The sequence below is a fragment of the Streptomyces griseicoloratus genome, assembly GCF_014534645.1.
Taxonomy (GTDB): Bacteria; Actinomycetota; Actinomycetes; order Streptomycetales; family Streptomycetaceae; genus Streptomyces; species Streptomyces griseicoloratus.
On record NZ_JACVQF010000192.1, the window covers coordinates 74,823 to 100,999 of the forward strand.

At 71.1% G+C, this 26,177-nt stretch carries 27 protein-coding genes and 2 riboswitches; of the genes, 10 read left to right on the forward strand and 17 right to left on the reverse strand.

What is annotated here, in order from left to right:
* Nucleotides 1–28 precede the first annotated feature (28 nt).
* Both H0H10_RS18150 and H0H10_RS18155 read left to right on the forward strand, forming a co-directional pair.
* Entirely contained in the window at nucleotides 29–352 is a 324-nt protein-coding gene (locus H0H10_RS18150) for a DUF427 domain-containing protein (RefSeq protein ID WP_188182040.1), read from the forward strand.
* Nucleotides 353–389: 37 nt separating this feature from the next.
* Nucleotides 390–1,169 (forward strand): alpha/beta fold hydrolase, encoded by a 780-nt coding sequence (locus H0H10_RS18155; protein WP_188182041.1) that lies wholly within the window; start codon nucleotides 390–392, stop codon nucleotides 1,167–1,169.
* Between the two features lie 25 nt (nucleotides 1,170–1,194).
* Here H0H10_RS18155 and mnmA read toward each other — a convergent pair whose 3' ends face one another.
* A complete protein-coding gene (gene mnmA / locus H0H10_RS18160; protein ID WP_188182042.1) occupies nucleotides 1,195–2,325 on the reverse strand; it encodes a tRNA 2-thiouridine(34) synthase MnmA in 1,131 nt (376 codons plus the stop codon).
* A gap of 60 nt (nucleotides 2,326–2,385) precedes the next feature.
* Between mnmA and H0H10_RS18165 the strand changes: the two genes are divergently transcribed.
* Nucleotides 2,386–3,105 carry an N-acetylmuramoyl-L-alanine amidase gene (locus H0H10_RS18165; RefSeq protein WP_188182043.1) on the forward strand — a complete coding sequence of 240 codons (720 nt, stop codon included), beginning with the start codon at nucleotides 2,386–2,388 and terminating at the stop codon, nucleotides 3,103–3,105.
* Here the strand turns inward: H0H10_RS18165 and H0H10_RS18170 are convergent.
* The 3 genes from H0H10_RS18170 to H0H10_RS18180 form a co-directional block, all read right to left on the reverse strand.
* Nucleotides 3,102–4,271 (reverse strand): cysteine desulfurase family protein, encoded by a 1,170-nt coding sequence (locus H0H10_RS18170; protein WP_188182044.1) that lies wholly within the window; start codon nucleotides 4,269–4,271, stop codon nucleotides 3,102–3,104. The two genes, H0H10_RS18165 and H0H10_RS18170, sit on opposite strands and share 4 nt — an antisense overlap.
* Nucleotides 4,272–4,339: 68 nt before the next feature.
* On the reverse strand, nucleotides 4,340–4,606 hold the full coding sequence (locus tag H0H10_RS18175) for a DUF4190 domain-containing protein (protein WP_188182045.1): 267 nt from the start codon (nucleotides 4,604–4,606) through the stop codon (nucleotides 4,340–4,342).
* Between the two features lie 20 nt (nucleotides 4,607–4,626).
* The gene (locus H0H10_RS18180) at nucleotides 4,627–4,797 is read right to left on the reverse strand and encodes a hypothetical protein (RefSeq protein WP_188182046.1); all 171 of its coding nucleotides are present in this window, start codon (nucleotides 4,795–4,797) and stop codon (nucleotides 4,627–4,629) included.
* 114 nt (nucleotides 4,798–4,911) lie between these two features.
* Here H0H10_RS18180 and H0H10_RS18185 point away from each other — a divergent pair, with 114 nt between their 5' ends.
* The gene (locus H0H10_RS18185) at nucleotides 4,912–5,559 is read left to right on the forward strand and encodes a TetR family transcriptional regulator (protein ID WP_188182047.1); all 648 of its coding nucleotides are present in this window, start codon (nucleotides 4,912–4,914) and stop codon (nucleotides 5,557–5,559) included.
* Between the two features lie 7 nt (nucleotides 5,560–5,566).
* On the opposite strand, the gene H0H10_RS18190 is transcribed toward H0H10_RS18185, so the two are convergent.
* From H0H10_RS18190 to H0H10_RS18240, 11 genes are all read right to left on the reverse strand, one after another.
* Nucleotides 5,567–6,538: a helix-turn-helix transcriptional regulator gene (locus tag H0H10_RS18190; protein WP_188182048.1), complete on the reverse strand. Its 972-nt coding sequence runs from the start codon at nucleotides 6,536–6,538 to the stop codon at nucleotides 5,567–5,569.
* Between the two features lie 33 nt (nucleotides 6,539–6,571).
* Nucleotides 6,572–7,432, reverse strand: a complete 861-nt coding sequence (locus tag H0H10_RS18195; RefSeq protein ID WP_188182049.1) for a thioesterase family protein — start codon at nucleotides 7,430–7,432, stop codon at nucleotides 6,572–6,574.
* Between the two features lie 63 nt (nucleotides 7,433–7,495).
* On the reverse strand, nucleotides 7,496–8,155 hold the full coding sequence (locus H0H10_RS18200; protein WP_188182050.1) for a trimeric intracellular cation channel family protein: 660 nt from the start codon (nucleotides 8,153–8,155) through the stop codon (nucleotides 7,496–7,498).
* 69 nt (nucleotides 8,156–8,224) lie between these two features.
* Nucleotides 8,225–9,688: an ABC transporter ATP-binding protein gene (locus H0H10_RS18205; RefSeq protein ID WP_373566851.1), complete on the reverse strand. Its 1,464-nt coding sequence runs from the start codon at nucleotides 9,686–9,688 to the stop codon at nucleotides 8,225–8,227.
* On the reverse strand, nucleotides 9,685–10,782 hold the full coding sequence (locus H0H10_RS18210; protein WP_188182051.1) for an ABC transporter ATP-binding protein: 1,098 nt from the start codon (nucleotides 10,780–10,782) through the stop codon (nucleotides 9,685–9,687). The genes H0H10_RS18205 and H0H10_RS18210 overlap by 4 nt, the downstream gene beginning before the upstream one ends.
* Nucleotides 10,779–11,777 (reverse strand): ABC transporter permease, encoded by a 999-nt coding sequence (locus H0H10_RS18215; protein WP_188182052.1) that lies wholly within the window; start codon nucleotides 11,775–11,777, stop codon nucleotides 10,779–10,781. Before H0H10_RS18215 ends, H0H10_RS18210 begins: the two co-directional genes overlap by 4 nt.
* Before the next feature lie 107 nt (nucleotides 11,778–11,884).
* A complete protein-coding gene (locus H0H10_RS18220) occupies nucleotides 11,885–13,684 on the reverse strand; it encodes an ABC transporter substrate-binding protein (protein WP_188182053.1) in 1,800 nt (599 codons plus the stop codon).
* 70 nt (nucleotides 13,685–13,754) lie between these two features.
* Nucleotides 13,755–14,762: an ABC transporter permease gene (locus H0H10_RS18225; RefSeq protein WP_188182054.1), complete on the reverse strand. Its 1,008-nt coding sequence runs from the start codon at nucleotides 14,760–14,762 to the stop codon at nucleotides 13,755–13,757.
* 307 nt (nucleotides 14,763–15,069) lie between these two features.
* Nucleotides 15,070–15,867: an enhanced serine sensitivity protein SseB C-terminal domain-containing protein gene (locus H0H10_RS18230; RefSeq protein WP_188182055.1), complete on the reverse strand. Its 798-nt coding sequence runs from the start codon at nucleotides 15,865–15,867 to the stop codon at nucleotides 15,070–15,072.
* A 193-nt stretch (nucleotides 15,868–16,060) separates the two neighbouring features.
* Nucleotides 16,061–16,852 (reverse strand): enhanced serine sensitivity protein SseB, encoded by a 792-nt coding sequence (locus tag H0H10_RS18235; RefSeq protein ID WP_188182056.1) that lies wholly within the window; start codon nucleotides 16,850–16,852, stop codon nucleotides 16,061–16,063.
* Between the two features lie 74 nt (nucleotides 16,853–16,926).
* Nucleotides 16,927–17,595 carry an AAA family ATPase gene (locus H0H10_RS18240; protein WP_188182057.1) on the reverse strand — a complete coding sequence of 223 codons (669 nt, stop codon included), beginning with the start codon at nucleotides 17,593–17,595 and terminating at the stop codon, nucleotides 16,927–16,929.
* Nucleotides 17,596–17,773: 178 nt separating this feature from the next.
* Nucleotides 17,774–17,868, forward strand: a riboswitch (glycine riboswitch).
* Nucleotides 17,869–17,985: riboswitch (glycine riboswitch) on the forward strand. It abuts the riboswitch before it with no gap.
* Between the two features lie 43 nt (nucleotides 17,986–18,028).
* Here H0H10_RS18240 and gcvT point away from each other — a divergent pair.
* The 6 genes from gcvT (at nucleotide 18,029) to H0H10_RS18270 (ending at nucleotide 24,655) form a co-directional block, all read left to right on the forward strand.
* On the forward strand, nucleotides 18,029–19,162 hold the full coding sequence (gene gcvT, locus H0H10_RS18245) for a glycine cleavage system aminomethyltransferase GcvT (protein WP_188182058.1): 1,134 nt from the start codon (nucleotides 18,029–18,031) through the stop codon (nucleotides 19,160–19,162).
* 121 nt (nucleotides 19,163–19,283) lie between these two features.
* The gene (gene gcvH / locus H0H10_RS18250; RefSeq protein WP_188182059.1) at nucleotides 19,284–19,661 is read left to right on the forward strand and encodes a glycine cleavage system protein GcvH; all 378 of its coding nucleotides are present in this window, start codon (nucleotides 19,284–19,286) and stop codon (nucleotides 19,659–19,661) included.
* 14 nt (nucleotides 19,662–19,675) lie between these two features.
* A complete protein-coding gene (gene glyA, locus H0H10_RS18255; RefSeq protein ID WP_188182060.1) occupies nucleotides 19,676–20,938 on the forward strand; it encodes a serine hydroxymethyltransferase in 1,263 nt (420 codons plus the stop codon).
* A gap of 128 nt (nucleotides 20,939–21,066) precedes the next feature.
* Nucleotides 21,067–22,434 (forward strand): L-serine ammonia-lyase, encoded by a 1,368-nt coding sequence (locus H0H10_RS18260; RefSeq protein ID WP_188182061.1) that lies wholly within the window; start codon nucleotides 21,067–21,069, stop codon nucleotides 22,432–22,434.
* 115 nt (nucleotides 22,435–22,549) lie between these two features.
* Nucleotides 22,550–23,968, forward strand: coding sequence for an MFS transporter (locus H0H10_RS18265; RefSeq protein WP_188182062.1), 1,419 nt, complete (start codon nucleotides 22,550–22,552; stop codon nucleotides 23,966–23,968).
* Nucleotides 23,969–24,097: 129 nt separating this feature from the next.
* Nucleotides 24,098–24,655, forward strand: a complete 558-nt coding sequence (locus H0H10_RS18270) for a glycoside hydrolase family 25 protein (RefSeq protein ID WP_188182063.1) — start codon at nucleotides 24,098–24,100, stop codon at nucleotides 24,653–24,655.
* A gap of 6 nt (nucleotides 24,656–24,661) precedes the next feature.
* On the opposite strand, the gene H0H10_RS18275 is transcribed toward H0H10_RS18270, so the two are convergent.
* Complete coding sequence (locus H0H10_RS18275; protein ID WP_309141825.1) at nucleotides 24,662–25,441, reverse strand: NADPH-dependent F420 reductase; 780 nt, start codon at nucleotides 25,439–25,441, stop codon at nucleotides 24,662–24,664.
* Nucleotides 25,416–26,126 carry a FadR/GntR family transcriptional regulator gene (locus H0H10_RS18280; protein ID WP_188182065.1) on the reverse strand — a complete coding sequence of 237 codons (711 nt, stop codon included), beginning with the start codon at nucleotides 26,124–26,126 and terminating at the stop codon, nucleotides 25,416–25,418. Before H0H10_RS18280 ends, H0H10_RS18275 begins: the two co-directional genes overlap by 26 nt.
* Nucleotides 26,127–26,177: the final 51 nt, after the last annotated feature.

Here is a 26,177-nt window from a genome sequence, read left to right on the forward strand (position 1 = left end):
GTGACTCGGCTACCCAAGGAGGGCGATCGTGACCGAAGGGCATCGCATCACCATCGAGCGGAGCGGCCGGCACGTGCGCGTGGTGCACGGCGGCCAGGTGCTGGCGGAGAGCGACGAGGCGCTGGTCCTGCGCGAGACGGGCTGTCCCGACCGCTACTACCTCCCGGCGGACGACGTACGCCTGGACCTGCTGACGCCGTCCGGGACGCACACGTACTGCCCCTTCAAGGGAACCGCGTCCTACTGGTCGCTGCCGGACGCGGCGGACGCGGTCTGGGCGTACCCGGAGCCGAAGCCGGACGTGAAGGAGATCAAGGACCACCTCTGCTTCTACGAGGTGGAAGTGTCATGAGGGATTAATCGCGCGCTGTAGGGCAGTCTGCACAGGCATGGAGACGAAGACCCTTTCGCGCGACGGCACACGCATCGCCTGGAAACGCTCGGGGCAGGGGCCGGCGGTCGTCCTGGTCAGCGGCGCGATGTCGACGGGCGCCACGCTCGCGCCCCTGGCCCTGCCGCTGGCGGAGCGTTTCGGCGTCACCGTGTACGACCGCCGGGGACGCGGCGAGAGCGGTGACACGCCGCCCTACGCGGTGGAACGCGAGATCGAGGACCTGGCGGCGCTGATCGACGCGGTGGGCGGCGAGGCGTCGCTGTACGGCATCTCGTCGGGCGGCGCGCTGGTGCTCCGGGCGGCGGCTAGCGGACTGCCGGTGCGCCGGCTCGCCGTGTACGAGGTGCCGTACGCCATGGACGACGCCGAGGCCGGGGCCCGCGCGGAGTACACCGCGCGGCTGACCGAGGCGCTCGCACAGGGCCGGCGCGGGGACGCGGTGGAGCTGTTCCTGCGGCTCACGGGACTGGGCGAGGCAGTGATCCGGGGTGCCCGTCAGTCCCCCATGTGGGCCGGCATGGAGTCGATCGCGCCGAGTCTGGCGTACGACGACGCCGTGATGGGCGACGGCCGCCTCCCCCGGTCGCTGCTGGCCTCGATCGCCGTGCCGGTGCTGTCGCTCGCGGGCGGGGCGAGCGCCGGCTGGATGCGCGAGGCGGCCCGGGCGGTGGCGGAGACGGTCCCCCAGGGCACCTACCGCACCCTGGAGGGCCAGAGCCACATGGTGGAGCCGGGAGTGCTGGCGCCGGTGCTCATGGAGTACTTCGCGCAGTGACGCGGGCGGTGGCCCCGCCGTCGTCTCAGGCCACGCCGGCCGTCGCGCGCGTGGTGGACGCGATCGTCGCCGAGCCCACCACGCGCGTGCCGTCGTACAGCACGATCGCCTGGCCGGGGGCGACGCCCCGGACCGACTCGGTGAAGGTGACCTGGAGGGTGCCGTCGACCAGTTCGGCCCTCACCTCGGTCTCGCCGCCGTGGGCGCGCAGCTGGGCCGTGTAGGTGCCGGGGCCGGAAGGGGCGGCGCCGCACCAGCGGGGCTTGATCGCGGTGAGCGCGCCGACGTCCAGGGCGTCGGCCGGGCCGACCGTCACCGTGTTGGTCACCGGGGAGATGTCGAGGACGTAGCGGGGCTTGCCGTCGGGGGCGGGGGTGCCGATCCTGAGTCCCTTGCGCTGGCCGATGGTGAAGCCGTAGGCGCCCTCGTGGGTGCCGAGCCTGTTGCCGGCCTCGTCGACGATGTCGCCCTCGGCGCGGCCCAGCCTCTTGGCGAGGAAGCCCTGGGTGTCGCCGTCGGCGATGAAGCAGATGTCGTGGGAGTCGGGCTTCTTGGCCACCGCCAGTCCCCTGCGCTCGGCCTCCGCGCGGATCTCGTCCTTGGTGGTGACGGTGTCGCCCAGCGGGAACATCGCGTGGGCGAGCTGCCGGTCGTCCAGCACGCCGAGGACGTAGCTCTGGTCCTTCGCCATGTCGGAGGCGCGGTGCAGCTCGCGCGTGCCGTCCTCCTTGGTGATCACCTTGGCGTAGTGACCGGTGCAGACCGCGTCGAAGCCGAGCGCGAGCGCCTTGTCCAGGAGCGCGGCGAACTTGATCTTCTCGTTGCAGCGCAGGCACGGGTTGGGGGTGCGCCCGGCCTCGTACTCGGCGACGAAGTCCTCGACGACGTCCTCGCGGAAGCGGTCGGCGAGGTCCCACACGTAGAACGGGATGCCGATGACGTCCGCGGCGCGGCGGGCGTCACGGGAGTCCTCGATGGTGCAACAGCCCCGCGCGCCCGTGCGGAAGGACTGCGGGTTCGCGGAGAGCGCGAGGTGGACGCCGGTCACGTCGTGCCCCGCCTCGGCCGCACGGGCGGCGGCGACGGCGGAGTCGACTCCGCCCGACATGGCGGCGAGGACGCGGAGGGGGCGGGTGCGCTGCGGGGTGTCAGTCATAGCCCTTCCAGAGTACGGGGGACCGGGAACCAGAGCCCGCGAGTATCCGTTCACGATCACATGGGGGCGAGCAGCCGATCCGCGAGCGGATCCAAGGACACCGACCGGCGCATCGGCCGCCGGGCGCTGATCATCGGCGGCACGGCGGCGGCCGTGGGCACGGCGGTGCTGGCACGCGACGAGCTGGGCCGCCTGTGGTGGCGGGTGCCCGGCGTGGAGAGGCCCCGCGAGGAGGGGGCGGTCGACTACCGGGGCGCCCGGTGGGTGGCGGCGTCGGAGGCGAACTGGCGGCGCGCCGACCGGCCCGACGACTACGGCGTCGACATGGTGGTCATCCATGTCACCCAGGGCAGTTTCGCGAGCGCGGTGAAGGCGTTCCAGGACCCGGGGCACCAGGCGGCCACGCACTACATCGTCGGTCAGGACGGCCGGGTCACGCAGATGATCCGCGAGCTGGACGTGGCGTACCACGCGGGCAACCGCGACTACAACGAGCGCAGTGTCGGCATCGAGCACGAGGGCTTCGTGGACCGGCCGCAGGACTTCACGGACGCGATGTACGCCGCCTCGGCGCGGCTGACGGCGGGGATCTGCGAGCGGTACGGCATACCCGTCGACCGCGAGCACATCATCGGCCACGTGGAGGTGCCGGGCACCGACCACACCGATCCGGGGCCGCACTGGGACTGGGACCGGTACATGGAGCTGGTGCGACGCGCCCGCACGGCCGGCACTGCCGAGACCGCCCGGACGGCCGGCGCCACGGGGACGGCGTCCTAGGTCAGCCCCGCGGCCCGGGCCCGTTCCACCGCCGGGCCGATCGCCTTGGCCAGCGCCTCGACGTCGGCCTCGGTGGAGGTGTGGCCGAGGGAGAAGCGCAGGGTGCCTCGGGCCAGGTCGGGGTCGGTGCCGGTGGCCAGCAGGACGTGGCTGGGCTGGGCGACGCCCGCGGTGCAGGCGGAGCCGGTGGAGCACTCGATGCCCTGGGCGTCGAGCAGGAGCAGCAGGGAGTCGCCCTCGCAGCCCGGGAAGGTGAAGTGGGCGTTGGCCGGGAGGCGGCCGCCGGGGGCCGGGTCACCGCCGAGGATCGCGTCGGGGACCGCCTTGCGGACCGCGTCGACCAGGTCGTCGCGCAGGGCGCCGATCTCGCGGGCGAACCACTCGCGCTGCCCGGCGGCGAGCCGGCCGGCGACGGCGAAGGAGGCGATCGCGGGGACGTCGAGGGTGCCCGAGCGGACGTGGCGTTCCTGTCCGCCGCCGTGCAGGACGGGCACGGGGGCGTACTCGCGGCCGAGGAGCAGCGCGCCGATGCCGTACGGCCCGCCGATCTTGTGGCCGGAAACGGTCATCGCGGCGAGGCCCGACGCGCCGAAGTCGACGGGGAGCTGGCCGAACGCCTGGACCGCGTCGGCGTGCAGCGGAACACCGAACTCGGCGGCGACGTCGGCGAGTTCGCGGACCGGCATGATCGTGCCGATCTCGTTGTTGGCCCACATGACGGTGGCGAGGGCGACGTCGTCGGGGTTGCGGGCGATGGCCTCGCGCAGGACGTCGGCGTGGACGCGGCCGTGGGTGTCGACCGGCAGGTACTCGACGGTCGCGCCCTCGTGCTCGCCGAGCCAGTGCACGGCGTCGAGGACGGCGTGGTGCTCGACGGGGCTGGCCAGGATGCGGGTGCGGGCCGGGTCGGCGGCGCGGCGCGCCCAGTACAGGCCCTTGACGGCGAGGTTGTCGGCCTCGGTGCCGCCGGAGGTGAGGACGACCTCGCTGGGGCGGGCGCCCAGGGCCTCGGCAAGGGTCTCGCGGGCCTCCTCGACGGTGCGGCGCGCGCGGCGGCCGGACGCGTGGAGGGAGGAGGCGTTCCCGGTGACGCCGAGGTGCGCGGTGAGTGCCTCGACCGCCTCGGGAAGCATCGGGGTGGTCGCGGCGTGGTCGAGGTAAGCCATGGTGAGGCCGATTCTACGGGGCGGCCCCGCTCGGCCTCAGATCAAGGTTGGCCTCTTCGGCGGACGGTTCACAGACTCCACGACAGGGTGTTGTCCGCGGACATGAAAGCCGCCAGGACCAGGAGGTCGGCGACACCGAGTCCGAGGCCGAGGAGGGCGCGGCCGCGGCGGGTGGTGCCCCTCACCAGGGCGATGCCCGCGAGGGCGATGGCGACCGGGCCCAGGAAGACGTTGAGGACCAGCAGGCCGAGCAGGCCCAGGACGAAGGAGGCGACGGCCATGCCGTCGGTGTCCCGGATGCCGGTTCGGCGCGCGGCCGGTGCGGTGAGCTGCATGGTGGTCTCCCGACGGTGCGTCAGCGGGCGGAGGTGCTGCTGCGGCGGCGGCCGTGCCGCTCGCGGACCGCGAAGACGCCGAGCCAGACGGCGATGACGGCCCCGGCCGCGACGGAGAAGGTGAGCGGCGCGTGGGCGACGGTGCCCAGGACGACGCCGAGGAGCAGGAGGGCGGCGACGAGAAACAGCATGGAGCGGACCCCCAGGATTCGGTGAACGCTTGTAGTTACAGTTGTTCACTGACTACTGAGTCTAGCGCGTCCCGCGGCTTTCCAATTCCAGAGAACAGTTGTTAACTGCATGGCATGAGTCACACCCTCGGCGTCCGGCAGGCCCAGAAACAGAAGACCCGGCGGGCGCTCCTGGACGCGGCGCTCGCACTGCTGGAGGAGCAGAGCCTGAGCAGCCTGGGACTGCGCGAGGTCACCCGTGCCGTCGGCGTCGCGCCGACCGCCTTCTACCGGCACTTCCGCTCCACGGCCGACCTCGGCGTGGCCCTGGTCGAGGAGGCCCTGGGCAGTCTGCACCCGATGATCCGGACGACGGTGTCCCCGGCGGAGGACGGTGACGAACGGATCGACCGCGCCGTGGAGTTGATCGCGGGCCACGTGGCCGCGCACCCCGCCCACGTACGCTTCATCGCCCGGGAGCGGCACGGCGGGGTGCAGCCGGTGCGGGAGGCGATACGGGCCCAACTGGCGCGGTTCGCCGAGGAGGTGAAGGCCGAGCTGGCCAAGGACCCCCTCTCGGCGGGCTGGAGCGACGACGACCTGCTGATGCTGGCGGGCCTGTACGTCGACCAGATGCTGATCACGGCCTCGCTGTTCCTGGAGGCCCTGGACGCCCCGGAGGAGGAACGGCGGCGCGTCACCGAGGTCGCCACCCGCCGGATGCGGCTGATCGCCATCGGCCGCCGGCACTGGGCGGACCGACCGGCCCGACAAGCGGGCTGACGGCACGTCAGCCGTCGGACCGGTACATCTCCACGACGGCGGTCGCGGCACGGGCCAGCTCCTCCCGCGCCTCGGGCGGGTCGACCACCTCGATCCGGTCGGAGAACGCGAGCAGTTGCCGGACCTCGACGACGGAGCCGTACGCGAGCCGTACGGTCGCCCACTCGTCGTCACCGCCACCACCGCCCTCGGGCCGGCCGGCCAGCGACGCGGCGTTCAGCCGCAGGAACATGTCGAGGCGGTCGGGACGGACGCGGACGGTGACGACGAGCCCGCCGGGACGTTCCTCGACCCCGCGGCGCAACACCTCCCAGACATCGGCGAGTTCCGCGCCCGGCCGGCGCCGCACGGCGTCGTCGAGGACGGTCGCCCCACGCACCCGGTCCGCGCGGAAGAGCCGGGGGCTGCCGAGCAGGTCGGCGACGAGGTACCAGACCCCGGCCTTGGCGACGAGGCCGTACGGGTCGACGGTGTACGTCCTCGTCCGCCGCTCCCCGCTGTGCCGGTAGCGCAGGCGCAACCGCCGGTCGGCGAACACCGCGTCCTTCAGGGTGTCCAGGTCGACGGCGGGCTGCGGCCCGCCCTTCCAGCGGGTGGCGTCGACGAGGATCCGGCGGGAGGCCGTCTCCGCGGCCGGCCGGAACGGTGCCGGGAGCGCCGCCATCACCTTGCGCAGCGCCGAGCCGAGCGCCTCGTCCAGCCCGAGGGCGGCGTGCGCGCCCCGGGCGGCCAGCACGAACAGCGCGCGGGACTCGTCGGCGGTCAGCCCGGTGACGTCCGTACGGAACCCTTCGAGCAGCGCGATGCCGCCGTGCCGCCCGCGTTCGGCGTAGACCGGGACGCCGGAGGCGGAAAGGGCCTCCACGTCCCGGTAGACGGTGCGTACGGACACCTCCAGCCGCTCGGCGAGTTCGCGGGCGGGGACGCGGCCGCGGGTCTGCAACAGCAGCAGGATGGACAGCAGGCGGTCGGATTTCACGGCACCCAGCCTGCCCCCTCCCCGGGCGCCGGGTCAGCCGAGCCGGACGCGGGCCAGCTGCCGGGACTGCGCCACCAGCCGGCCGGCACTGTCCCAGACCTCGGCGTCCTCCTCCAGGAAGCCGCCGGCGAGGTTACGGGTCGTGATGGACACGCGCACCGGCCCCGGCGCGGGGCGGCACCGCACGTGCACGGTCAGCTCGACCGTCGGGACCCAGCCCTTCAGTCCGAGCTCGAAGGCGGTCGGGGGCAGCGCGTCCACCGCCAGCAGCAGGGAGAAGGGGTCGGCGTCACGACCGTCGGCGAGCCCGAACCAGGCCCGCATCTCCCCCTTGCCCGAGGGCTGCCCGAGCGCCCAGCCCAGGGTGGCCGGGTCCAGCTTGAGCATCAGCCGGTCGGCGATGGCCGAGCCCCCGTCGACGGGGGAGGGTCCGTCCTCCGGGCCGAAGCACTGGTCCATGGGCGGCAGGGCGGGCGGCTGCGCCGAGGTGCGCACGTCGGCGGGGAGGGCGCCGAGATCGCCGTAGGAGGCGAGGACGCGGATGCGCTCGACCTCGTTGCCCCGGTCGTCGTACTGGAAGAGGGACGCCTGGCCCGTGGAGAGCGTCCGGCCCGTGCGGACGGTCTCCGTGCGCACCACGGCGGGGCCCGGCCGGGAGGCCGTGAGGTAGTGCGCCGAGATGGTGAACGGGTCGGGGTGCGGGAGGGCGTCCGCGAGGGCGCGGCCCAGGACGGCCAGCAGGTATCCGCCGTTGACGGCGTTCATGATCGTCCAGCCGGCGGAGAGGTCGATGTCGTAGACGCCGGGTGAGCGCCGGGTGAGCGAGGTGTCCCGGTCGAACTCGCTGTCGCCGATGGTGGCCCGCGCGGCCGGTGCGGAGGCTGCTTCTGGCATGGCTGCACGGTACAACATGAAATTACTAAGCGGTAGCTTGGGATCGGGTCCGGTGCCGGCCGCTCACTCCCCCTCGACCACGGCCGACCGCCGGTTCCACGCGCGCGGCGCCCGCCAGTGGAAGCGCATCGCGAGCAGGCGCAGCAGGAAGGCGGTGACCACCGCGAGGCCGCTGGTGAACGGCGTCAGGGCCTCGAAGCGGATGCACAGGGCGACCATCGCGGAGCCGACGATCGCCGGGACCGCGTACAGGTCGCGGTCCCAGCGCAGCAGTGAGGGCACCTCGTTGGCCAGGACGTCCCGCAGCACACCGCCGCCCACGGCGGTCGCCAGGCCCAGGCAGGCGGAGGCGGTCAGGCCGAGCCCGTAGTCGTACGCCTTGGTCGTCCCGGCGACGCAGAACAGGCCGAGGCCGGCCGCGTCGAAGATGTTCACGCCGGTCTGGAGGCGCTCGACGTGGGGGTGCAGGAAGAAGACCAGCAGGGCGGCGAGCAGCGGGGTGACGAAGTACCCGAGATCCGTGAACGCGGCGGGCGGTACGGCTCCGATGATCAGGTCCCGGAACAGCCCGCCGCCCAGCGCCGTGACCTCGGCGAGGACGGCGATGCCGAACACGTCGAAGTTCTTGCGCACGGCCAGCAGCGCACCGGAGATCGCGAAGACGAAAATGCCGATCAGGTCGAGCGTGTGCTGGACGGTGGGGGTGAAGAGTTCCTCGTACACCCTGCCATTCTCACCTGCCGAGGAGCCCCCGCCTTACAAATGAAGGCGGGGGCTCGCTGACAGGGAAGGTCACTTCTCCTTGGCCGGGGGCTCACTCTCGGTGGACTCCGAAGCGGCCGGCTCGGAAGCGACCGGCTCGGAAGCGGCCGGCTCCGACTCGGCCGGCTCCGACTCGGCGGACTCCGACTCGGCGGACTCCGACTCGGCGGACTCCGAAGCCGCTGCCTCCTCCTTGGCCGACTCCGACTCGGCGGACCCGTCGGCCTCGGCGTCACCGGCCTCCGCGTCACCGGCCTCCGCGTCCCGGGACTCGGCGTCGCCGGACTCCGCGTCACCGGCTCCGGAAGCCGCCTCCACCTCCGCGGCCAGCGCCGCCGAGGTCGCCGCCGACTCGGCCAGGGCCTCCTCCGACACCAGCTCCGCCGCCTCCTTGGCGTCGGAGAGCAGGACGGTGTCCTGCGGGGCCTGGTCCTCGAAGTTCTCCGGGTGGTGGCAGGCCACCTGCTGACCGGGCCGCAGCTCCAGCAGCGGCGGCTCCTTGGTCTTGCAGATCTCCGTCGCCTTCCAGCACCGGGTGTGGAAGCGGCAGCCGCTCGGCGGGGAGATCGGCGAGGGCACGTCGCCCTTGAGCAGGATGCGCTCGCTCTTGGCCGACTTGCGCGCCGGGTCCGGGATCGGGACCGCAGACATCAACGCCTTGGTGTAGGGGTGCATCGGCGTCTTGTACAGCAGGTCGCGGTCGGCCAGCTCCACGATCTTGCCGAGGTACATCACCGCGATCCGGTCCGAGACGTGCCGGACGACCGAGAGGTCGTGCGCGATGATCACGTACGTCAGGCCCAGCTCCTGCTGGAGGTCGTCGAGCAGGTTGACGACCTGGGCCTGGATCGACACGTCGAGCGCGGAGACCGGCTCGTCGGCGACGACCAGCTTCGGGTTCAGCGCGAGGGCACGGGCGATGCCGATGCGCTGGCGCTGACCGCCGGAGAACTCGTGCGGGTAGCGGTTGTAGTGCTCGGGGTTGAGACCGACCACCGACAGCAGCCGCTGCACCTCCTTCTTGATGCCGCCCTCGGGCTCGACGCCCTGGAGCTTGAAGGGGGCGCCGATGATCGTGCCGATCGTGTGGCGCGGGTTCAGCGACGAGTACGGGTCCTGGAAGATCATCTGCACGTCGCGGCGCAGCGGGCGCATCCCGCCGACCCCGAGGTGGGTGATGTCCGTGCCCTCGAACTCGATCTTGCCGCCGGTCGGTTCGAGCAGCCGGGTGATCAGCCGGCCCATCGTGGACTTGCCGCAGCCCGACTCGCCCACAACGCCGAGGGTCTCACCGGCGCGGACCTCGAAGTCGAGGCCGTCGACCGCGTGCACCGCCCCGACCTGCCGCTGGAGCAGGCCCTTCTTGATCGGGAAGTGCTTCTGCAGTCCGGTCACCTTCAGCAGGACGTCGCCGGCGGCGGGGTCCTTAGTGAGCGTGGTGCCGTCGCTCTGCGCGGGGATGGCCACTGCTTCGTCCTTGGCTTTGTCGCTCACAGCTTCGGCGCAATCTCTTCGGTCCAGATACGCTCCCGCTGCTCCTGCGACATGTGGCAGGCGGCCCAGTGCTTGCTGCCGACCTCGGTGAGCTCGGGGCGGACCGTGCGGGTGACGTTGTCCTTGGGCACATCGGCGTACGGGCAGCGCGGGTTGAAGGCGCAGCCGGACGGGACGTTGATGAGGGAGGGCGGGGAGCCCTTGACCGGGATGAGGCGTTCCTGCTGGTCGCGGTCGAGCCGCGGCATCGAGCCGAGCAGACCCCAGGTGTAGGGGTGGCGGGGCTCGTAGAACACCTTCTCGGCCGGGCCACGCTCCACACAGCGTCCGCCGTACATCACCAGCAGGTCGTCGGCGAGTTCGGCGACGACGCCCAGGTCGTGGGTGATGATGATGACCGCGGAGCCGAACTCCTTCTGCAGGTCCCGGATCAGGTCGAGGATCTGCGCCTGGACGGTCACGTCCAGGGCGGTCGTCGGCTCGTCCGCGATCAGCAGTTCGGGGTTGTTGACCAGCGACATCGCGATCATCGCGCGCTGGCGCATACCGCCGGAGAACTCGTGCGGGTAGTTGTCCACCCGCTTGTCCGGCTGCGGGATGCCGACGCGGTCGAGCATCTCCACGGCCCGGCGCTTGGCGGTCTTCTTGTCCACGTCGTGGTGGATGCGGTACGCCTCCACGATCTGCTGCCCGATCGTGTAGTACGGGTGCAGCGCGGACAGCGGGTCCTGGAAGATCATCGCCATCTGGCGGCCGCGCAGCTTGCGCACGTGGTCGGGGTCGGCCGACAGCAGCTCGGTGCCGTCGAGCCAGATCTCGCCGGAGATCCGCGCCTTGCGCTTGCCGTACTGGCCGGCCGTGTGCAGGCCCATGATGCCGAGGCTGGTCACCGACTTGCCGGAGCCGGACTCGCCCACGATGCCGAGGGTCTTGCCCTTCTCCAGCTGGAAGGTGAGCCCGTCGACGGACTTGACCAGACCGTCGTCGGTGGGGAAGTGCACCTTCAGGTCGCGCACTTCCAGGAAGGCACTCGGCGCGGGAGAGGCGACGGTGGGCTCGCCCACCGCGGCTCCGCTCTTGCTGAGTTCGGTCATGCGAGCCTCACTCGGGGGTCGATCACGGCGTACAGGACGTCCACCACGAGGTTGGCGATGAGCACCGCGAGAGAAGTGATCAGGGTGACGCCCAGGATGACGGGCAGGTCCTGGGTCTTGATCGCGTTCAGCACCGCCTGGCCGAGGCCGGGCAGGTTGAACGTGGACTCGGTGAGGATCGCACCGCCGATGAGGGCGCCGAGGTCCATGCCGAGCATGGTGAGGATGGGCGTCAGCGTCGAGCGCATGGCGTGCTTGCGGATGACGACCGGCTCCCGCAGACCCTTGGCGCGGGCGGTGCGGATGTAGTCCTCGCCGAGGATCTCCAGCATGGTCGCGCGGGTGATCCTGGCGTACATCGCCGCGTAGAGGAACGCCAGGGTGATCCACGGCAGGATCAGGCCGCCGAGCCAGCCGGTGAAGCTGTCGGCCAGCGGCACGTACTGGGCGTCGAGCCAGTCGAGCCCGAAGGCGAAGACCGCCAGGGCGATCATGCCGGTGAAGTAGACGGGCAGGGAGACGCCCGCCAGGGCCACGACCATGGCGCCGCGGTCCCAGAAGCTGCCCCGCTTCAGCGCGGAGAGCACACCGGCGGCCAGACCGAAGAGCAGCCAGAGCAGGGCCGCACCGAGCGCCAGCGCCAGGGTCACCGGGAAGCGGTCGGTCAGCACGGGCCAGATGGCCTGCTCACTGCGGAAGGAGTAGCCGAAGCACGGAGCGGAGCAGTGCGTGACGTCCCCGCCACCCGAGTAGGTGCGGCCCGTGAAGATGCCCTTGAAGAACTCCCAGACCTGGGAGTAGATCGGGTCGCTCAGGCCCAGCTTCTGCCGCACCGCCTCCACGGCGGCCGGGTCGGCCTGCTTGCCCACGAAGCTCGAGGCGATGTCGACGCCCGCCCACTTGGGGACGAGGAAGAAGATGCCGAAGACCACCATGATGATGACCACGAGCATCACTGCGGCGGCGAACAGCCGCCTGATGAGGTAAGCGAGCACAGCTTACGGCCCGCCGCGGACCGCGGGCGCACGGAGGTCTTCCGTGGCCCGCGGTCACGCCGCGCCGGCCTTCACCTGCCTTTCGTGCCGTACGGCGGGTGTGCCGGTTACTTCGAGGACTTCAGACCGAGGTTGACGAAGTCGTACATGCCGCTGTAGCCGTCCGTGGTGTAGACGTTGGCCAGTCGGCTGGAGCGCCAGTTGACGAACTTCTCGAAGACGAAGGGCAGGTAGTACGCGCCCTCCATCACCTTGTGGTTGATGTCCGTGGCGATCTGCTGCTTGCCGGCGTCGTCCAGCGTGTCGACGTACTTGTCGAACAGGCCGTCGATCTCCTTGTCCTTGATGAGCGCGTAGTTGTTGTTACCGCTCTCGAGGATGTAGTCGCTGTCCCACAGCGGCAGACCGTAGCCCTGCACGGACGGGAAGTCCGGGCCCCAGCCCATGATGATGATGCCGTAGTTCTTCTTCTTGACGTTCGAAGGGCTGCCGATGATGCCGGCGGTCTGCGAACCGTCGTACTGGTCGATCTCGGCGGTGATGCCGATCTTCTTCAGCGACGCCTGGAGGGACTGGGCGGTGGCCACCTCGACCGGCTTGTTGTTCCGGACGGCGATGGTGGTCTTGAAGCCGTTGGGCTTGCCGCAGGCCTCGAGTGCCTTCTTGGCCTCGGCGACGTTGCCCTTCTTGTTCTCACCGGCGATCTTGTACGGGTCGTACTTCTGACCCTCGGCACCCGGGACGGACGGCGGGAGCATGTTGGTGCCGATCTCACCACCGGCCACCGGGCCGCCGCGCGCGGTCTGGAGCGAGACGTGGTCGGCGCCGAGGATGACGGCCTTGCGGCACTCGATGTTGTCGAACGGCTTCACGCTCTGCGGGAAGACCGCGTAGCGGATGTAGCCGGAGACCGGGTTGTCCAGGTTGGCCTTGTGCTCCTTCAGGGCGGTGGTGCGGCCCTGCGGGGACATGCCCGTCTGGTTGATGTCGAGGTCCAGGTCACCGCTGAGCAGACGCTGGTCGAGCTGGTTGGCGTCCGAGAAGAACTGGACGGTGATCTTGTCCGGGTACGCCTTGCGGACCGGGTCCGACTCCTGCTTCCACTCGGTGTTGCGGACCAGGGTCAGGTCCTTGCCCGGGTTGTAGGACTGGAACTTGTACGGACCCGAGGAGAACGGGTGCAGGCCGTACTTGGACTTGGTGTCCTTGTCCTGGCGGACCGGGGAGGCGGACGTGAGCGCCAGCATCTCCTCGAAGTCCGAGTTGGCCTTCGGCAGCTTGAAGATGATGGTCTTGTCGTCCGGCGTCTCGATCGCCTTCAGACCGAGCTTGTCCTTGGACTTGTCCTTGTACGGACCCTGGTACTCGCCCTTGGGGTCGAGCACCTCCTTCAGGTACGTCGGGCCGCCGGACAGCACGTCCTGGGCCCACACGCGCTCGATGCCGTACTTGATGTCCTTGGAGGTGATCGGCTTGCCGTCCTCCCAGGTGATGCCGTCACGCAGGGTGTACGTGTAGGTCTTGCCGTCGTCGGAGACCTTGGCGAGCCCGGTGGCGAGGTCCGGGGTGACCCCGGCGCCGGCCTTGCCCGGCTCGGCCGCGTTCGTGACGAGCTGACGGGAGTAGTAGCGCGAGAAGTTCCACATGAAGCCGTAGTAGCCGCGCGTGGTGTCCCACGAGTCGGCGTCCTGCGCGCCGCCGAACTTCAGCGTGCCGCCCTTCTTGGCCAGGTCGGCCTGGGCGACCTTGTTGTTGGCGGCGTCGAAGCCGGCCGCGCCGTTCTTCGATCCCCCGCCGTCGCCGTCACTGTCGCCGCCGCCGCACGCCGCCGTGGTCAGCAGCGCGGCGACCACTGCGGCAGCGGCCAAAGCCTGCTTGCGCCGCCCTGAGGTGCGTTGGGTAGTCACGATCTCGGATCCTCCGGATTAGATGAGAGACCCCGTGTCAGGAGCCACGGGACGCTTGTTGTACGGCAGTTCAGCGGGAGGCCTTCGGGTCCAGCGCGTCACGCACGCCGTCGCCGAAGAGATTGAAGGCAAGCACGGTGATGAAGATCGCGACACCGGGGACCACCATGTACATGGGATCCGACTCGTAGTACTCGATCGCGCTCGACAGCATCTGGCCCCAGGACGCGGTGGGCGGCTTGACGCCCACGCCCAGGAAGCTGAGCGCCGCCTCGGTGAGGATGTTGGTCGGGATCATCATCGTCGTGTACACGATGATCGGCGCGACCAGGTTCGGCAGCAGCTCCTTGAACAGGATGTAGAAGCGTCCCGCGCCCAGTGACCGGGCTGCCTCCACGTACTCGCGCTCACGCATCGAAATGGTCTGGCCGCGGACCACCCGTCCGATGTAAGGCCAGCCGAAGAACCCGATGACCAGGATCATCACGAAGACGCGCACGCCGGTGCCGTGCAGACCCAGCATGTCGTTCGGCATCACGGAGACGAGCGCGATGATGAACAGCAGCTGCGGGAAGGCGAGCAGGCCGTCCATGATCCGGCTGATGAGGGAATCGACCCAGCCCCCGAAGAAGCCCGCCAGGATGCCCAGGACGGTTCCGAGGATCACGGCCACGACGGCGGACAGGAAGCCGACCAGCAGGGAGATCCGGGCTCCGTAGAGGATGCGGGCGAGGATGTCACGGCCGTTGACCGGCTCGACGCCCAGCAGGTGCTCGCCGCTGATGCCGCCGAGCGACCCCACGGGGGTGCCGAAGAGCGGGTCGATCAGGTCCTCATGGTACTCGTTGGGGTCCTGTCCGAGCAGGCCCGTGATGACCGGCGCGAGCAGCGCGACCGCGACGAGGATGAGCACCACGATGCCGCCCGTGAGGGCCAGCTTGTCCCTTTTCAGGCGCTCCCAGGCGATCCGGCCCAGGGAACGCCCCTGAACCGCCTTGGCCTCGGCGCCGGCAACCGCCGCTTCCTCGGCCGCACTCGGGGCCGCTTCCGCGGTCGGCTCGTGCAATGGTGCCGTCATCTGGCAGGGACCCCTCTCAACCGGCGGTAGCCGGCCCGCACTTGCCGCTGTAGCGGCGTGATCAGTCCGTCGTACACAGGGGCGAACACCCCTTGGTGCGGGAGTCTTCAACGCTTTGGCGATCTGTTGCCAGACTTGACGGGGAATGGATGCGTAAACGTGATGCTGTCTGAGGGGTTCCGTTATCCGGACACCAGGTAACGGGGGCCGGACGCGGACGAGTTGGACATCACAGGCAGAGCGGGCCTTTACGCCCCTCTCTACGCGCGAAGATGTTCGCCCACCGGTGGGGCGGACCGTATGGCGGTCAGTACCGGCCCCCGGCCGGGGGGTAGCCGTATCCGCCCGCCGGGGCCTGGGCGGGGGCCGCGTGGGCCTCGCGGTCGTAGAAGGGCCGGGCGTTGTGCCGCAGCCACATGGCGACCGGGTCGTGGGTGTCCGACATCGCCACCGTCGACACCGGCAGCCCGTCCGGTACCGCGCCGACCGACTGCTGCATCATCGCGCGCACCGCGTCGACGGCGGGCGGGGAGGTGTCGTACACGTCGAGTCCGATGGCGAGGTACGGCGCTCCCAGCGCCGGCTGCACCCAGGCACGGCGCAGCGCGCGGACGGCGGCGGTGCGGTGGGCGTTCTGCGCGAGCAGGGCGTAGAACTGGGGGATCTCGATGGCCGGTTCGGACAGCCGCAGGGGCCCGGCGGGCTGGCGGTCCAGGCCGGTGGCGATGCGGCGCAGGTCCAGCCAGGGGATGCCGACCCCGCCGCCGGGGGCGTGCGGGTTCAGCCAGAGTCCGTAGTGGTCGGGGTAGAGGGCGCGGGCCACTTCCAGGCCGTCGACCACCTCGTACGACCGGTTCCAGCCGCTGGCCGACAGCTCCTGGGCGGAGGTGACGCAGGGCGCGTAGCCGTAGCCGTCGACCTCCATGTTTCCGTACTGGGCGTCGGGGGAGCCGGCCTGGCCGTGCCACAGCAGCATCCAGATCTGGCCGGAGGTGGGGGTGGCGAGCGCGCGCAGGAGTGCCTCGTAGGCGTCGTAGCGCCCGGGCGTCACCTGGCGCAGCATGTGCTCGACCTGCCCGGTCGCGGCGGTACCGCTCGCGCTCACCTTTTACCGACCCTTCGAGAATCGTCCCCTGTTATGAAACCAGCTTAGGTGGCTTGGCGGACAGCTTGCGCGGGAGAGCGCGGGGCTTGTTGCCCATGGGCGGGTGCGGTCCGTCGTGGCTGGTCGCGCCCACGCGGCGGAGCCGCATGCCGTCACAGCCCCGCGCCCCGACGGGGTTGCCCCGGACCGGCGTTCAGAAGTCTTGCTGATAGAACGGCCGGACCTTCTCCCGCAGCCAGTCGCACACCGGGTCCTGGGCGGCTTCCAGCAGGACCAGGTTGACCGGCCAGCGGACCGGCACCTTGCCGAGCGCCCGGCCCAGGGCGTCCAGGGGGACGGCCCGGGCGTCACCCTCCCAGTGGGAGAGTTCGACGCCGACGAACATGACCGGGTCGGCGGTCTCGACGGCGGCCAGGCAGCGGCGGGCGGTGCGGACGACGCCGGTGGCGGCGAACTCGGCGGAGGCCGCGGACAGGAAGTCCACCGGGTCGTCCTGCCAGTCGGGTTCGAACAGCCGGACCCGGCCGCCGCTCGCGGGCCCGTCCAGCGGGGTCCGTCCGGCCCGGCACAGTTCGGCCACGGCCGGCGGCGGGAGCGGGACGCCGACCACGCCGTCCGGGTTCACCGCGATGCCGACCTGCGGGGGCAGGCCGCGGGCGAACTCCGCGGCCGGGGCGATGGTGTACGCCATGTGGGCGCCGACGACCTGCCGGAACTGCTCCTCGGAGCTGAACACCGGCACGTAGGCCTGGCCCTCGATCTCCACGGTGGGCAGGTCGAGCGGTCCGCTGTGCGGACCGCCGCCGTTCGGCAGCGGTATCCAGACGAAGCTGCGGCCGAGCACCTCCACGATCCGGCCGCCGGCGCCGGGGACGCCGAGGGAGGCCGACAGCACCTCCTCCAGCTCGTTGCCGGGCCATCCGCCGTGCGGGTGGGGGTGCGCCTGCGCCGGGAAGTGCGCGGAGTGGTCCGCCGGGAAGTCCATCTGCCTACCGCCTGCCTGGTACCGCTGCTGTGGCTGAAAGGCTAACGCGTGGGGGCCGCGGCACCCACGGGCCGTCAGCCCGTGAAGGCGATCCGGCGCAGGGTGTCGGCCGCGGCCCGGTCCAGGAGGATCGCCGAGGCGCACCCGGCGGGCAGCTCGCCCTTCGCCGCGGAGCGCAGCAGGCGGGCGGTGGCCGCCCGGTGCCGGCGGAACGCGTACCGGGAGACGCCCCGGCCGCGCTCGCGCTGGCCCGCCAGCGCCGTCTCGGCGCCGACGTCGAGCAGCAGCAGGTGCAGGGTGGTGCCCCGGCGGCGGGCCTCGCGGGCCAGCCAGGCGCGCACCCATGCCTGGGTGCCGCAGTCGTGCACGACGACGCCCTCGCCGGAGCGCAGCGCGCGGCGCAGCCCGGCGTAGTGGGCGAGGCGGACGAGGGGGCGGTAGAGCGCGTACGGCAGGAAGCGCGGCATGCGGCGGTCGAAGCGGTCGCGGGTGTCCTGGGAGTCGATGCGCCTGCCGCGCACCGTGCGCTCCATCAGCGTGGACTTGCCGCTGCCGGGCAGGCCGGTGACGACGACGAGGTCGCGGGGGCCGAAGAGCAGGGCGTGCGGGCTGTGGCCGGAGCGGTCCCGCAGGTCGCGGACGACGGGTGCGGGCACCCCGGCGCACGCCTGCGGGGCCGGGGTGACGGGCTGCTTGGGCAGCGCGAGGCCCGAGGTGGTGGCGTACGCCGTGGTCCTGTTCACCGTGATCGTCCTCCCCTGGGGCGGTTCACGAGTTCCATCCCCGTCGAGTGTAAAGAGAAGGTAATGCGGCAGTCTCGCGATTTCGTTCGCTCAGTGCCACAAGCCGGTTACAGATCGCGGCCTGCCGCCGGAGGGCGAGGCGTGCAATGATGTCCGCGCCAACTGCATACCGGCCGTTTGAATCCGCGCGGGAGAGTCCCCGGCCGTCGCCGGGGCGCCGAAGGAGCAAGTCCCTCCCTTGAATCTCTCAGGCCCCGTTACCGCGCGGGCGAGGCACATCTGAAAAGCGGGCCGCCGTCCGACGGCTGCCCCACCCAAGGTGCAAGTCCTGGCCGCCGCGTCCCGGTGGTCATGGCGAACCTCTCAGGTTCCGATGACAGATGGGGAGGATCCCCCTCGCCCGTGCCGTCCTGTCCTGGGAGACGACCGACCGATGAGCAGTACCGAACTCCGCCGCACCGCGCTCGACGCCGTGCACCGCGCACTGGGCGCGACGATGACCGACTTCGCCGGCTGGGACATGCCCCTGCGCTATGGCTCCGAGCGCGACGAGCACCTCGCCGTGCGCACCCGGGCCGGTCTCTTCGACCTCTCGCACATGGGTGAGATCACGGTCACCGGCCCCGGCGCCGCCGCCCTGCTGGACTTCGCGCTGGTCGGCCACATCGGGAGCGTCAAGCCGGGCCGCGCCCGGTACACCATGATCTGCCGCGAGGACGGCGGCATCCTGGACGACCTGATCGTCTACCGGCTGGCCGACACCGAGGCCGGGTCTTCTCACTACATGGTCGTCGCCAACGCCTCCAACGCCCAGGTGGTGCTGGACGCGCTGACCGAGCGGGCCGCCGGCTTCGACGCCGAGGTGCGCGACGACCGCGACGCCTACGCGCTGATCGCCGTGCAGGGCCCCGAGTCCCCGGGGATCCTCGGCAGCCTCACCGACGCCGACCTGGACGGCCTGAAGTACTACGCGGGCCTGCCCGGCACCGTGGCCGGCGTCCCGGCGCTCATCGCGCGCACCGGCTACACCGGCGAGGACGGCTTCGAGCTGTTCGTGAAGCCCGAGCACGCCGTCGAGCTGTGGCAGGCGCTGACCAAGGCGGGCGAGGGCGCCGGGCTCGTCCCCTGCGGTCTGTCCTGCCGGGACACGCTCCGCCTGGAGGCGGGCATGCCCCTGTACGGGCACGAGCTGACGACCTCGCTGACCCCCTTCGACGCCGGGCTGGGCCGGGTGGTGAAGTTCGAGAAGGAGGGCGACTTCGTGGGGCGCGCGGCGCTGGCCGAGGCCGCCGAGCGCGCCGCCGCCGAGCCGCCCCGCGTCCTGGTCGGACTGGTCGCCGAGGGCCGCCGGGTCCCGCGCGCCGGGTACGCGGTCGTCGCGGGCGGCGAGGTGATCGGCGAGGTCACCTCCGGTGCCCCCTCCCCGACGCTGGGCAGGCCGATCGCCATGGCCTACGTCGACGCGGCGCACGCGGCACCGGGCACGCCCGGGGTCGGCGTGGACATCCGGGGCAGCCACGAGCCCTACGAGGTCGTTGCGCTGCCGTTCTACAAGCGCCAGAAGTAGACAGCAGACGGACACCGGCCGCGGTCGTCCTCCGTGACTCCGCGCACATTCGCGCTGCTCATCAGCGGTGCCATCAGTCCCCCTTCATCAGCACTCCCCCGCGTACAGGAGAATTCAGGCCATGAGCAACCCCCAGCAGCTGCGCTACAGCAAGGAGCACGAGTGGCTGTCGGCCGCCGAGGACGGCGTCTCGACGGTCGGCATCACGGAGCACGCGGCCAACGCGCTCGGTGACGTCGTCTTCGTCCAGCTCCCGACGGTCGGCGACTCGGTGTCCGCGGGCGAGACCTGCGGCGAGCTGGAGTCGACCAAGTCGGTCTCCGACCTGTACTCCCCCGTCTCCGGCGAGGTCACCGAGGTCAACGAGGACGTCGTGGACGACCCGTCGCTGGTGAACTCCGCGCCCTTCGAGGGCGGCTGGCTCTTCAAGGTGCGCGTCACGGACGAGCCGGCCGACCTGCTCTCCGCCGACGAGTACACCGCCTTCATCGCCGGCTGAGGAGCCGTATCGACATGTCGATCCTGAACACGCCCCTGCACGAGCTCGACCCCGACGTCGCCGCCGCCGTCGACGCCGAGCTGCACCGCCAGCAGTCCACCCTCGAGATGATCGCCTCCGAGAACTTCGCGCCGGTCGCGGTCATGGAGGCCCAGGGCTCGGTCCTCACCAACAAGTACGCCGAGGGCTACCCCGGCCGCCGCTACTACGGCGGCTGCGAGCACGTCGACGTGGTCGAGCAGATCGCCATCGACCGCATCAAGGCGCTCTTCGGCGCCGAGCACGCCAACGTGCAGCCGCACTCGGGCGCCCAGGCCAACGCCGCCGCGATGTTCGCGCTGCTCAAGCCGGGCGACACGATCATGGGTCTGAACCTCGCCCACGGCGGGCACCTGACCCACGGCATGAAGATCAACTTCTCCGGCAAGCTCTACGACGTCGTCGCCTACCACGTGGGCGAGGACGGCCTGGTCGACATGGCCGAGGTGGAGCGGCTGGCCAAGGAGTCCAAGCCGAAGCTGATCGTGGCCGGCTGGTCGGCCTACCCGCGGCAGCTGGACTTCGCCGCCTTCCGCCGGATCGCCGACGAGGTCGGCGCGTACCTGATGGTCGACATGGCGCACTTCGCCGGACTGGTGGCGGCGGGCCTGCACCCCAACCCGGTCCCCCACGCGCACGTGGTGACGACCACCACGCACAAGACGCTGGGCGGCCCGCGCGGCGGTGTGATCCTCTCCACGGCCGAGCTGGCGAAGAAGATCAACTCCGCTGTCTTCCCCGGTCAGCAGGGTGGTCCCCTGGAGCACGTGGTCGCCGCCAAGGCGGTCGCCTTCAAGGTCGCGGCGAGCGAGGACTTCCGGGAGCGCCAGCGTCGTACGCTGGAGGGTGCCCGCATCCTCGCCGAGCGCCTGGTGAAGGACGACGCGAAGGCCGCGGGCGTCTCCGTCCTCACCGGCGGCACGGACGTCCACCTGGTCCTGGTCGACCTGCGCGACTCCGAGCTGGACGGTCAGCAGGCCGAGGACCGCCTCCACGAGGTCGGCATCACGGTCAACCGCAACGCCGTCCCGAACGACCCGCGCCCGCCGATGGTGACGTCGGGTCTGCGGATCGGCACCCCGGCCCTGGCCACCCGCGGCTTCACGGCCGAGGACTTCGCCGAGGTCGCGGACGTCATCGCCGAGGCGCTGAAGCCGTCGTACGACGCCGAGGCGCTGAAGGCCCGGGTGAAGGCCCTGGCCGACAAGCACCCGCTGTACCCGGGCCTGAACAAGTAACCGGGTCCGGACGAGTACCAAACCGAGTCCGGACGAACAACAAGAAGAACCCCTGGGGCACCGTGCCCGCCACAAGTGAGCACGGTGCCCCGCCCCTCTGCACCACCCCCGTCTTGAGGAGTCCCCCCGTGGCCATCTCGGTCTTCGACCTGTTCTCGATCGGCATCGGCCCGTCCAGCTCCCACACGGTGGGCCCGATGCGCGCGGCCCGCATGTTCGCCCGGCGGCTGCGCAACGAGGAACTGCTGGGCTCGGTCGCCACGGTCCGGGCCGAGCTGTACGGCTCGCTCGGCGCGACCGGCCACGGCCACGGCACGCCCAAGGCGGTGCTGCTCGGCCTGGAGGGCGAATCGCCGCGCACGGTGGACGTCGAGACGGCGGACGAACGCGTCGGGACGATCAAGGCCACGGGCCGCCTGCGCCTCCTCGGCGACCACGAGATCGCGTTCTCCTTCGACGACGACATGGTCCTGCACCGCCGCAAGGCCCTCCCCTACCACGCGAACGGCATGACCCTGTGGGCGTACGACGCCCGGGGCACCGAGCTGCTGTCGAAGACGTACTACTCCGTCGGCGGCGGCTTCGTCGTCGACGAGGACGCGGTGGGCGCGGACCGCATCAAGCTCGACGACACGGTGCTGAAGTACCCCTTCCGCACCGGCGACGAGCTGCTGCGGCTGACCAGGGAGACGGGCCTGTCCATCTCCGCCCTGATGCTGGAGAACGAGCGCGCCTGGCGCACCGAGGACGAGATCCGCGAGGGGCTGCTGGAGATCTGGCGGGTGATGCAGGCGTGCGTCTCCCGAGGCATGTCCCGCGAGGGCATCCTGCCCGGCGGTCTGAAGGTGCGCCGCCGTGCCGCGAACACCGCGCGCAAGCTGCGCTCGGAGGGCGACCCGCAGGCCCTCGCCATGGAGTGGATCACGCTCTACGCGATGGCCGTGAACGAGGAGAACGCGGCCGGCGGCCGGGTCGTCACGGCCCCGACGAACGGGGCCGCGGGCATCATCCCGGCGGTCCTGCACTACTACGTCAACTTCGTGCCCGGCGCCGACGAGGAGGGCGTGGTCCGCTTCCTGCTGGCCGCCGGCGCGATCGGCATGCTCTTCAAGGAGAACGCCTCCATCTCCGGCGCCGAGGTCGGCTGCCAGGGCGAGGTCGGCTCCGCCTGCTCGATGGCGGCGGGCGCGCTCGCCGAGGTCCTGGGCGGCAGCCCCGAGCAGGTGGAGAACGCCGCCGAGATCGGCATGGAGCACAACCTCGGCCTGACCTGCGACCCGGTCGGCGGCCTGGTCCAGATCCCGTGCATCGAGCGCAACGGCATGGCCGCGGTCAAGGCGGTCACGGCGGCCCGGATGGCGATGCGCGGCGACGGGTCCCACAAGGTGTCCCTCGACAAGGTCATCAAGACGATGAAGGAGACCGGCGCCGACATGTCGGTGAAGTACAAGGAGACGGCGCGCGGCGGGCTGGCGGTCAACATCATCGAGTGCTGAGCGGGGCCGGCGGACGGGCTTCTCGCGTCTCACATCCTGACACCTGCTTTTCGAAAAATAAGACGCCTGAGATCGTTGCGGTGCAAGCACCTTTCGCACGTGAAAGACCGAGCACATGCCCGCACCAGCCACCGGCTCCGCCCAGACGCCCGTCAATCCGCGGTCCCGCGTCCTCGTCGCCAGCCTGATCGGCACGACGATCGAGTTCTACGACTTCTACATCTACGCGACCGCGGCCGTACTGGTCTTCCCCGAGCTCTTCTTCCCGAGCAGCGACCCGACCACGGCGCTGCTGTCGTCCTTCGCGGTCTTCGGCGCCGCGATGGTCGCCCGCCCGATCGGGGCCGTCTTCTTCGGACACCTCGGTGACCGGCTCGGCCGCAAGAAGACGCTGGTGGTCTCGCTGCTCACCATGGGCATAGCGACGTTCCTCATCGGCGTGCTGCCCACCTACGCGCAGGCCGGCTGGATCGCCACCGCACTGCTGGTGCTGATGCGGCTCGCGCAGGGCTTCGCGCTCGGCGGCGAGTGGAGCGGCGCCGCCCTGGTCGCCACCGAGAACGCCCCCAGCGGCAAGCGCGCCCTGTACGGCACCTTCCCGCAGCTGGGCGCCCCGCTCGGCTTCATCATCGGCAACGGCCTGTTCCTGATCATCGGGGCGCTGCTGCCGTCCGCCGCCGGCGCCGACCCCTCGCAGCCCTCCGACGCCTTCGTCAGCTGGGGCTGGCGCATCCCGTTCCTGTTCTCCGCCGTGATGGTCGCGATCGGCCTGTGGGTGCGGTCGCGGCTCGTGGAGTCGGCGGTGTTCACCAAGACGCAGGAGACCGGGAAGGTCCGCAAGCTGCCGCTGGCCACCGTGGTCCGGGGCCACTGGAAGCAGCTGATCCTCGGCACCTTCATCATGCTGGCGACGTACGTGCTCTTCTACCTGATGACCACGTTCTCGCTGAGCTACGGACGCACCGCCGAGGACGCCGCCGTGCCCGGCCTGGGCTACAGCTACACCACGTTCGTGCTGATGATGATCTTCGGGGTGCTGTTCTTCGCCGCGTTCACCCTGGTCTCCGGCCCGCTCGCCGACAAGTACGGGCGCCGCACCACCCTGATCTGGATCACCGCCGCGATCGTGGTCTTCGGACTGGTCTGGGTGCCGCTGATCGGTCTGGGCACGCTCGGCGTGGTGCTGTGGCTCGTGCTCGGCTTCACCCTGATGGGCATGACGTTCGGCCCGATGGGCGCGCTGCTGCCCGAGCTGTTCCCGACGAGCGTGCGCTACACCGGATCCGGCGTCTCGTACAACGTCAGCTCGATCCTCGGCGCCGCCGTCGCCCCGTTCATCGCGGTGGCGCTGTGGGAGGCCGGCGACGGCTCGCCGTGGCTGGTCGGCGTCTACCTCTCGTCGATGGCGGTGCTGACGCTGATCGCGCTGCTCCTCGGCAAGGAGACCAAGGACATCTCCCTGGACGACGGCGAGGACACCTCCGCCGCCGACGGCACGCGCCCCGCGGCCGCCGTGTCAGCCTCTCCCTCCTGATCCGACCGGCGTTCACCACCACCGGGTTTCGGACATCCACGCGCCCGGCGTACGGCCGCCGCTGCGGGGCATAACAACAACTCACGCCCCCGGGGCACTTGAGCCCCACCGGCACCCGAGGGAGTCCCCATGCTGCGCGGCATCGACGTGAGCGCGTACCAGTCCGCCACCTACGACACGGACGGCCTCTCCTTCGTCTTCATCAAGGCGACGGAGGGCCGTTCCTACGTCAACCCCAAACTCGAGGCCCAGACGAAGCGGGCCCGCGACGCCGGTCTCGTCGTCGGCTTCTACCACTTCCTGTGGCCCGGCAACCTCACCGCCCAGGCCGAGTACTTCGTCTCCAAGGCCCCGGAGAAGAAGGGCGACCTCCTCGCCGTCGACTGGGAGACGACGGGCGAGGGCACCCACGCGAGCAACGCCGAGAAGGACCGCTTCATCCGGAAGGTGAAGGAGCTGCGGCCGGACAACAGGGTCGTCCTCTACTGCAACAGGCATTTCTGGCTCACCAAGGACACGACGTCCTACGCCGGTGACGGCCTCTGGATCGCCGACTACGTGACGGCCGGCGAGCCGCGCATCAAGGCCAAGTGGCGCTTCCACCAGTACACCGACGACCCGCTGGACAAGAACGTCGCGGACTTCTCCAGCGAGTCGGCGTTGCGCGAGTGGGCCGAGGGCGCCTGAGGCGGGTCAGCCTCGGAAGGCGGCCGGGCGTTCCGGCGAGGCTTCGGAGAGGGCCTTGGTGACGGCTTCGACGCCCTCGCGGAGGCCGTAGACCGGGGTGTCGGGCTGCTGGCGCCAGGAGTCGTCGATGCCGCCCGCGTCGACGGTGTCGAAGCCGAGTTCGTCGATCAGGGCCCGCACCTTGGCCTTGGCCGCCTCGTCGTCGCCGGCCACCGGGAGCGCGAGGCGGTCGGGGGCGCCGGCGGGGCGGTGGCGGTCCAGGATGTCCTGGGCGTAGGTGCCGTTGAACGCCTTGATGACCGGGTGGCCGATGTGGCGTTCGGTCCAGCGGCTCTCGGTGAGTCCCTCGTCCTCGACGGCCGCGATCCGCCCGTCGCGCTCGCGGGGGTAGTAGTTGCCGGTGTCGATGACGGCCACGCCCTCGGCGGCGCCGTCGAGCAGGCCGGACGGGAGGTCGGGCACCGCCTTGAAGGGGACCGTGACGACCACGATCTCGGCGCCGCGCGCCGCCTCCTCGGCCCGTACCGGTCGTGCGCCGGTCTCCTCGGCCAGTTCGGTGAGCGTGTGCGGCCCGCGGGAGTTGGCGACGGAGACGTCGTGCCCGAGGGCGGTCAGCCGCCGGGTGAGATTGCCGCCGATGTTGCCCGCGCCGATGATGCCGATCTTCATGATGCTGACTCGCCTGGCCTTTCGGAGGTCGTGTCCTGCGACGTCCGGCGATGAGTGCCGGTGATCACCACCAACCTCCGCGCGGCGCCCGCTATTCCGCGGCCGGCCCGCCTTCACTCCGCCGCAGCAGGGCCAGCGTGTTCTCCAGTTCGCCCCGGAGCGCGGCCGCCGCGGCCTCCGGGTCTCCGGCCACGACCGCCTCGACGAGGGCGGTGTGGGTGTCGTCGCCCGTGTTCGGGTCGTGCTCGCGGACGCGTACGAGGTCGAGCATGTCGAGCAGTCCCTCGCGCAGTGTGGGGACGAACTCGGTGAACAGGTCGGTGAGCAGGGGGTTGTGGGCGGCGGCGACCACGGCCCGGTGCAGGGCGATGTCGGCGTCGACGAAGGCGGTGTCGTCCCGCGCCGACGCGGCCCGGCGTTCGTCGAGCGCGGTCCGCAGCGCGGCGGTGTCGTCGTCCGTGCGCCGGGCCGCCGCCAGGTGGGCGGCGTGGACCTCGACCGCCATGCGGACCTCGTACACATCGGTCACCGCGGCCCGGCGCAGCCGGGTGGGCCAGTCCTCGACGGGCTCGGTGGCGATGACGAAGACGCCGGCGCCCTGCCGGGGCTGGACGAGGCCCGCGCCGGCCAGCGCGCGCAGGGCCTCGCGCACGGTGGAGCGGCCCACGCCGAGTTCCTTGGCCAGGGTCGTCTCGCCGGGCAGCCGGGTGCCGACGGGCCAGTGGCCGCCGGTGATCTGCGCGCGCAGACGTTCGGCGGCCTGTTCGACCAGGGGGCTGGGGCGGACGGCGCCTAGCGGCATCGGGGGTCACCTACCGGTTTCACACTTGTCTGAGGACCTGAGTTGTGGATA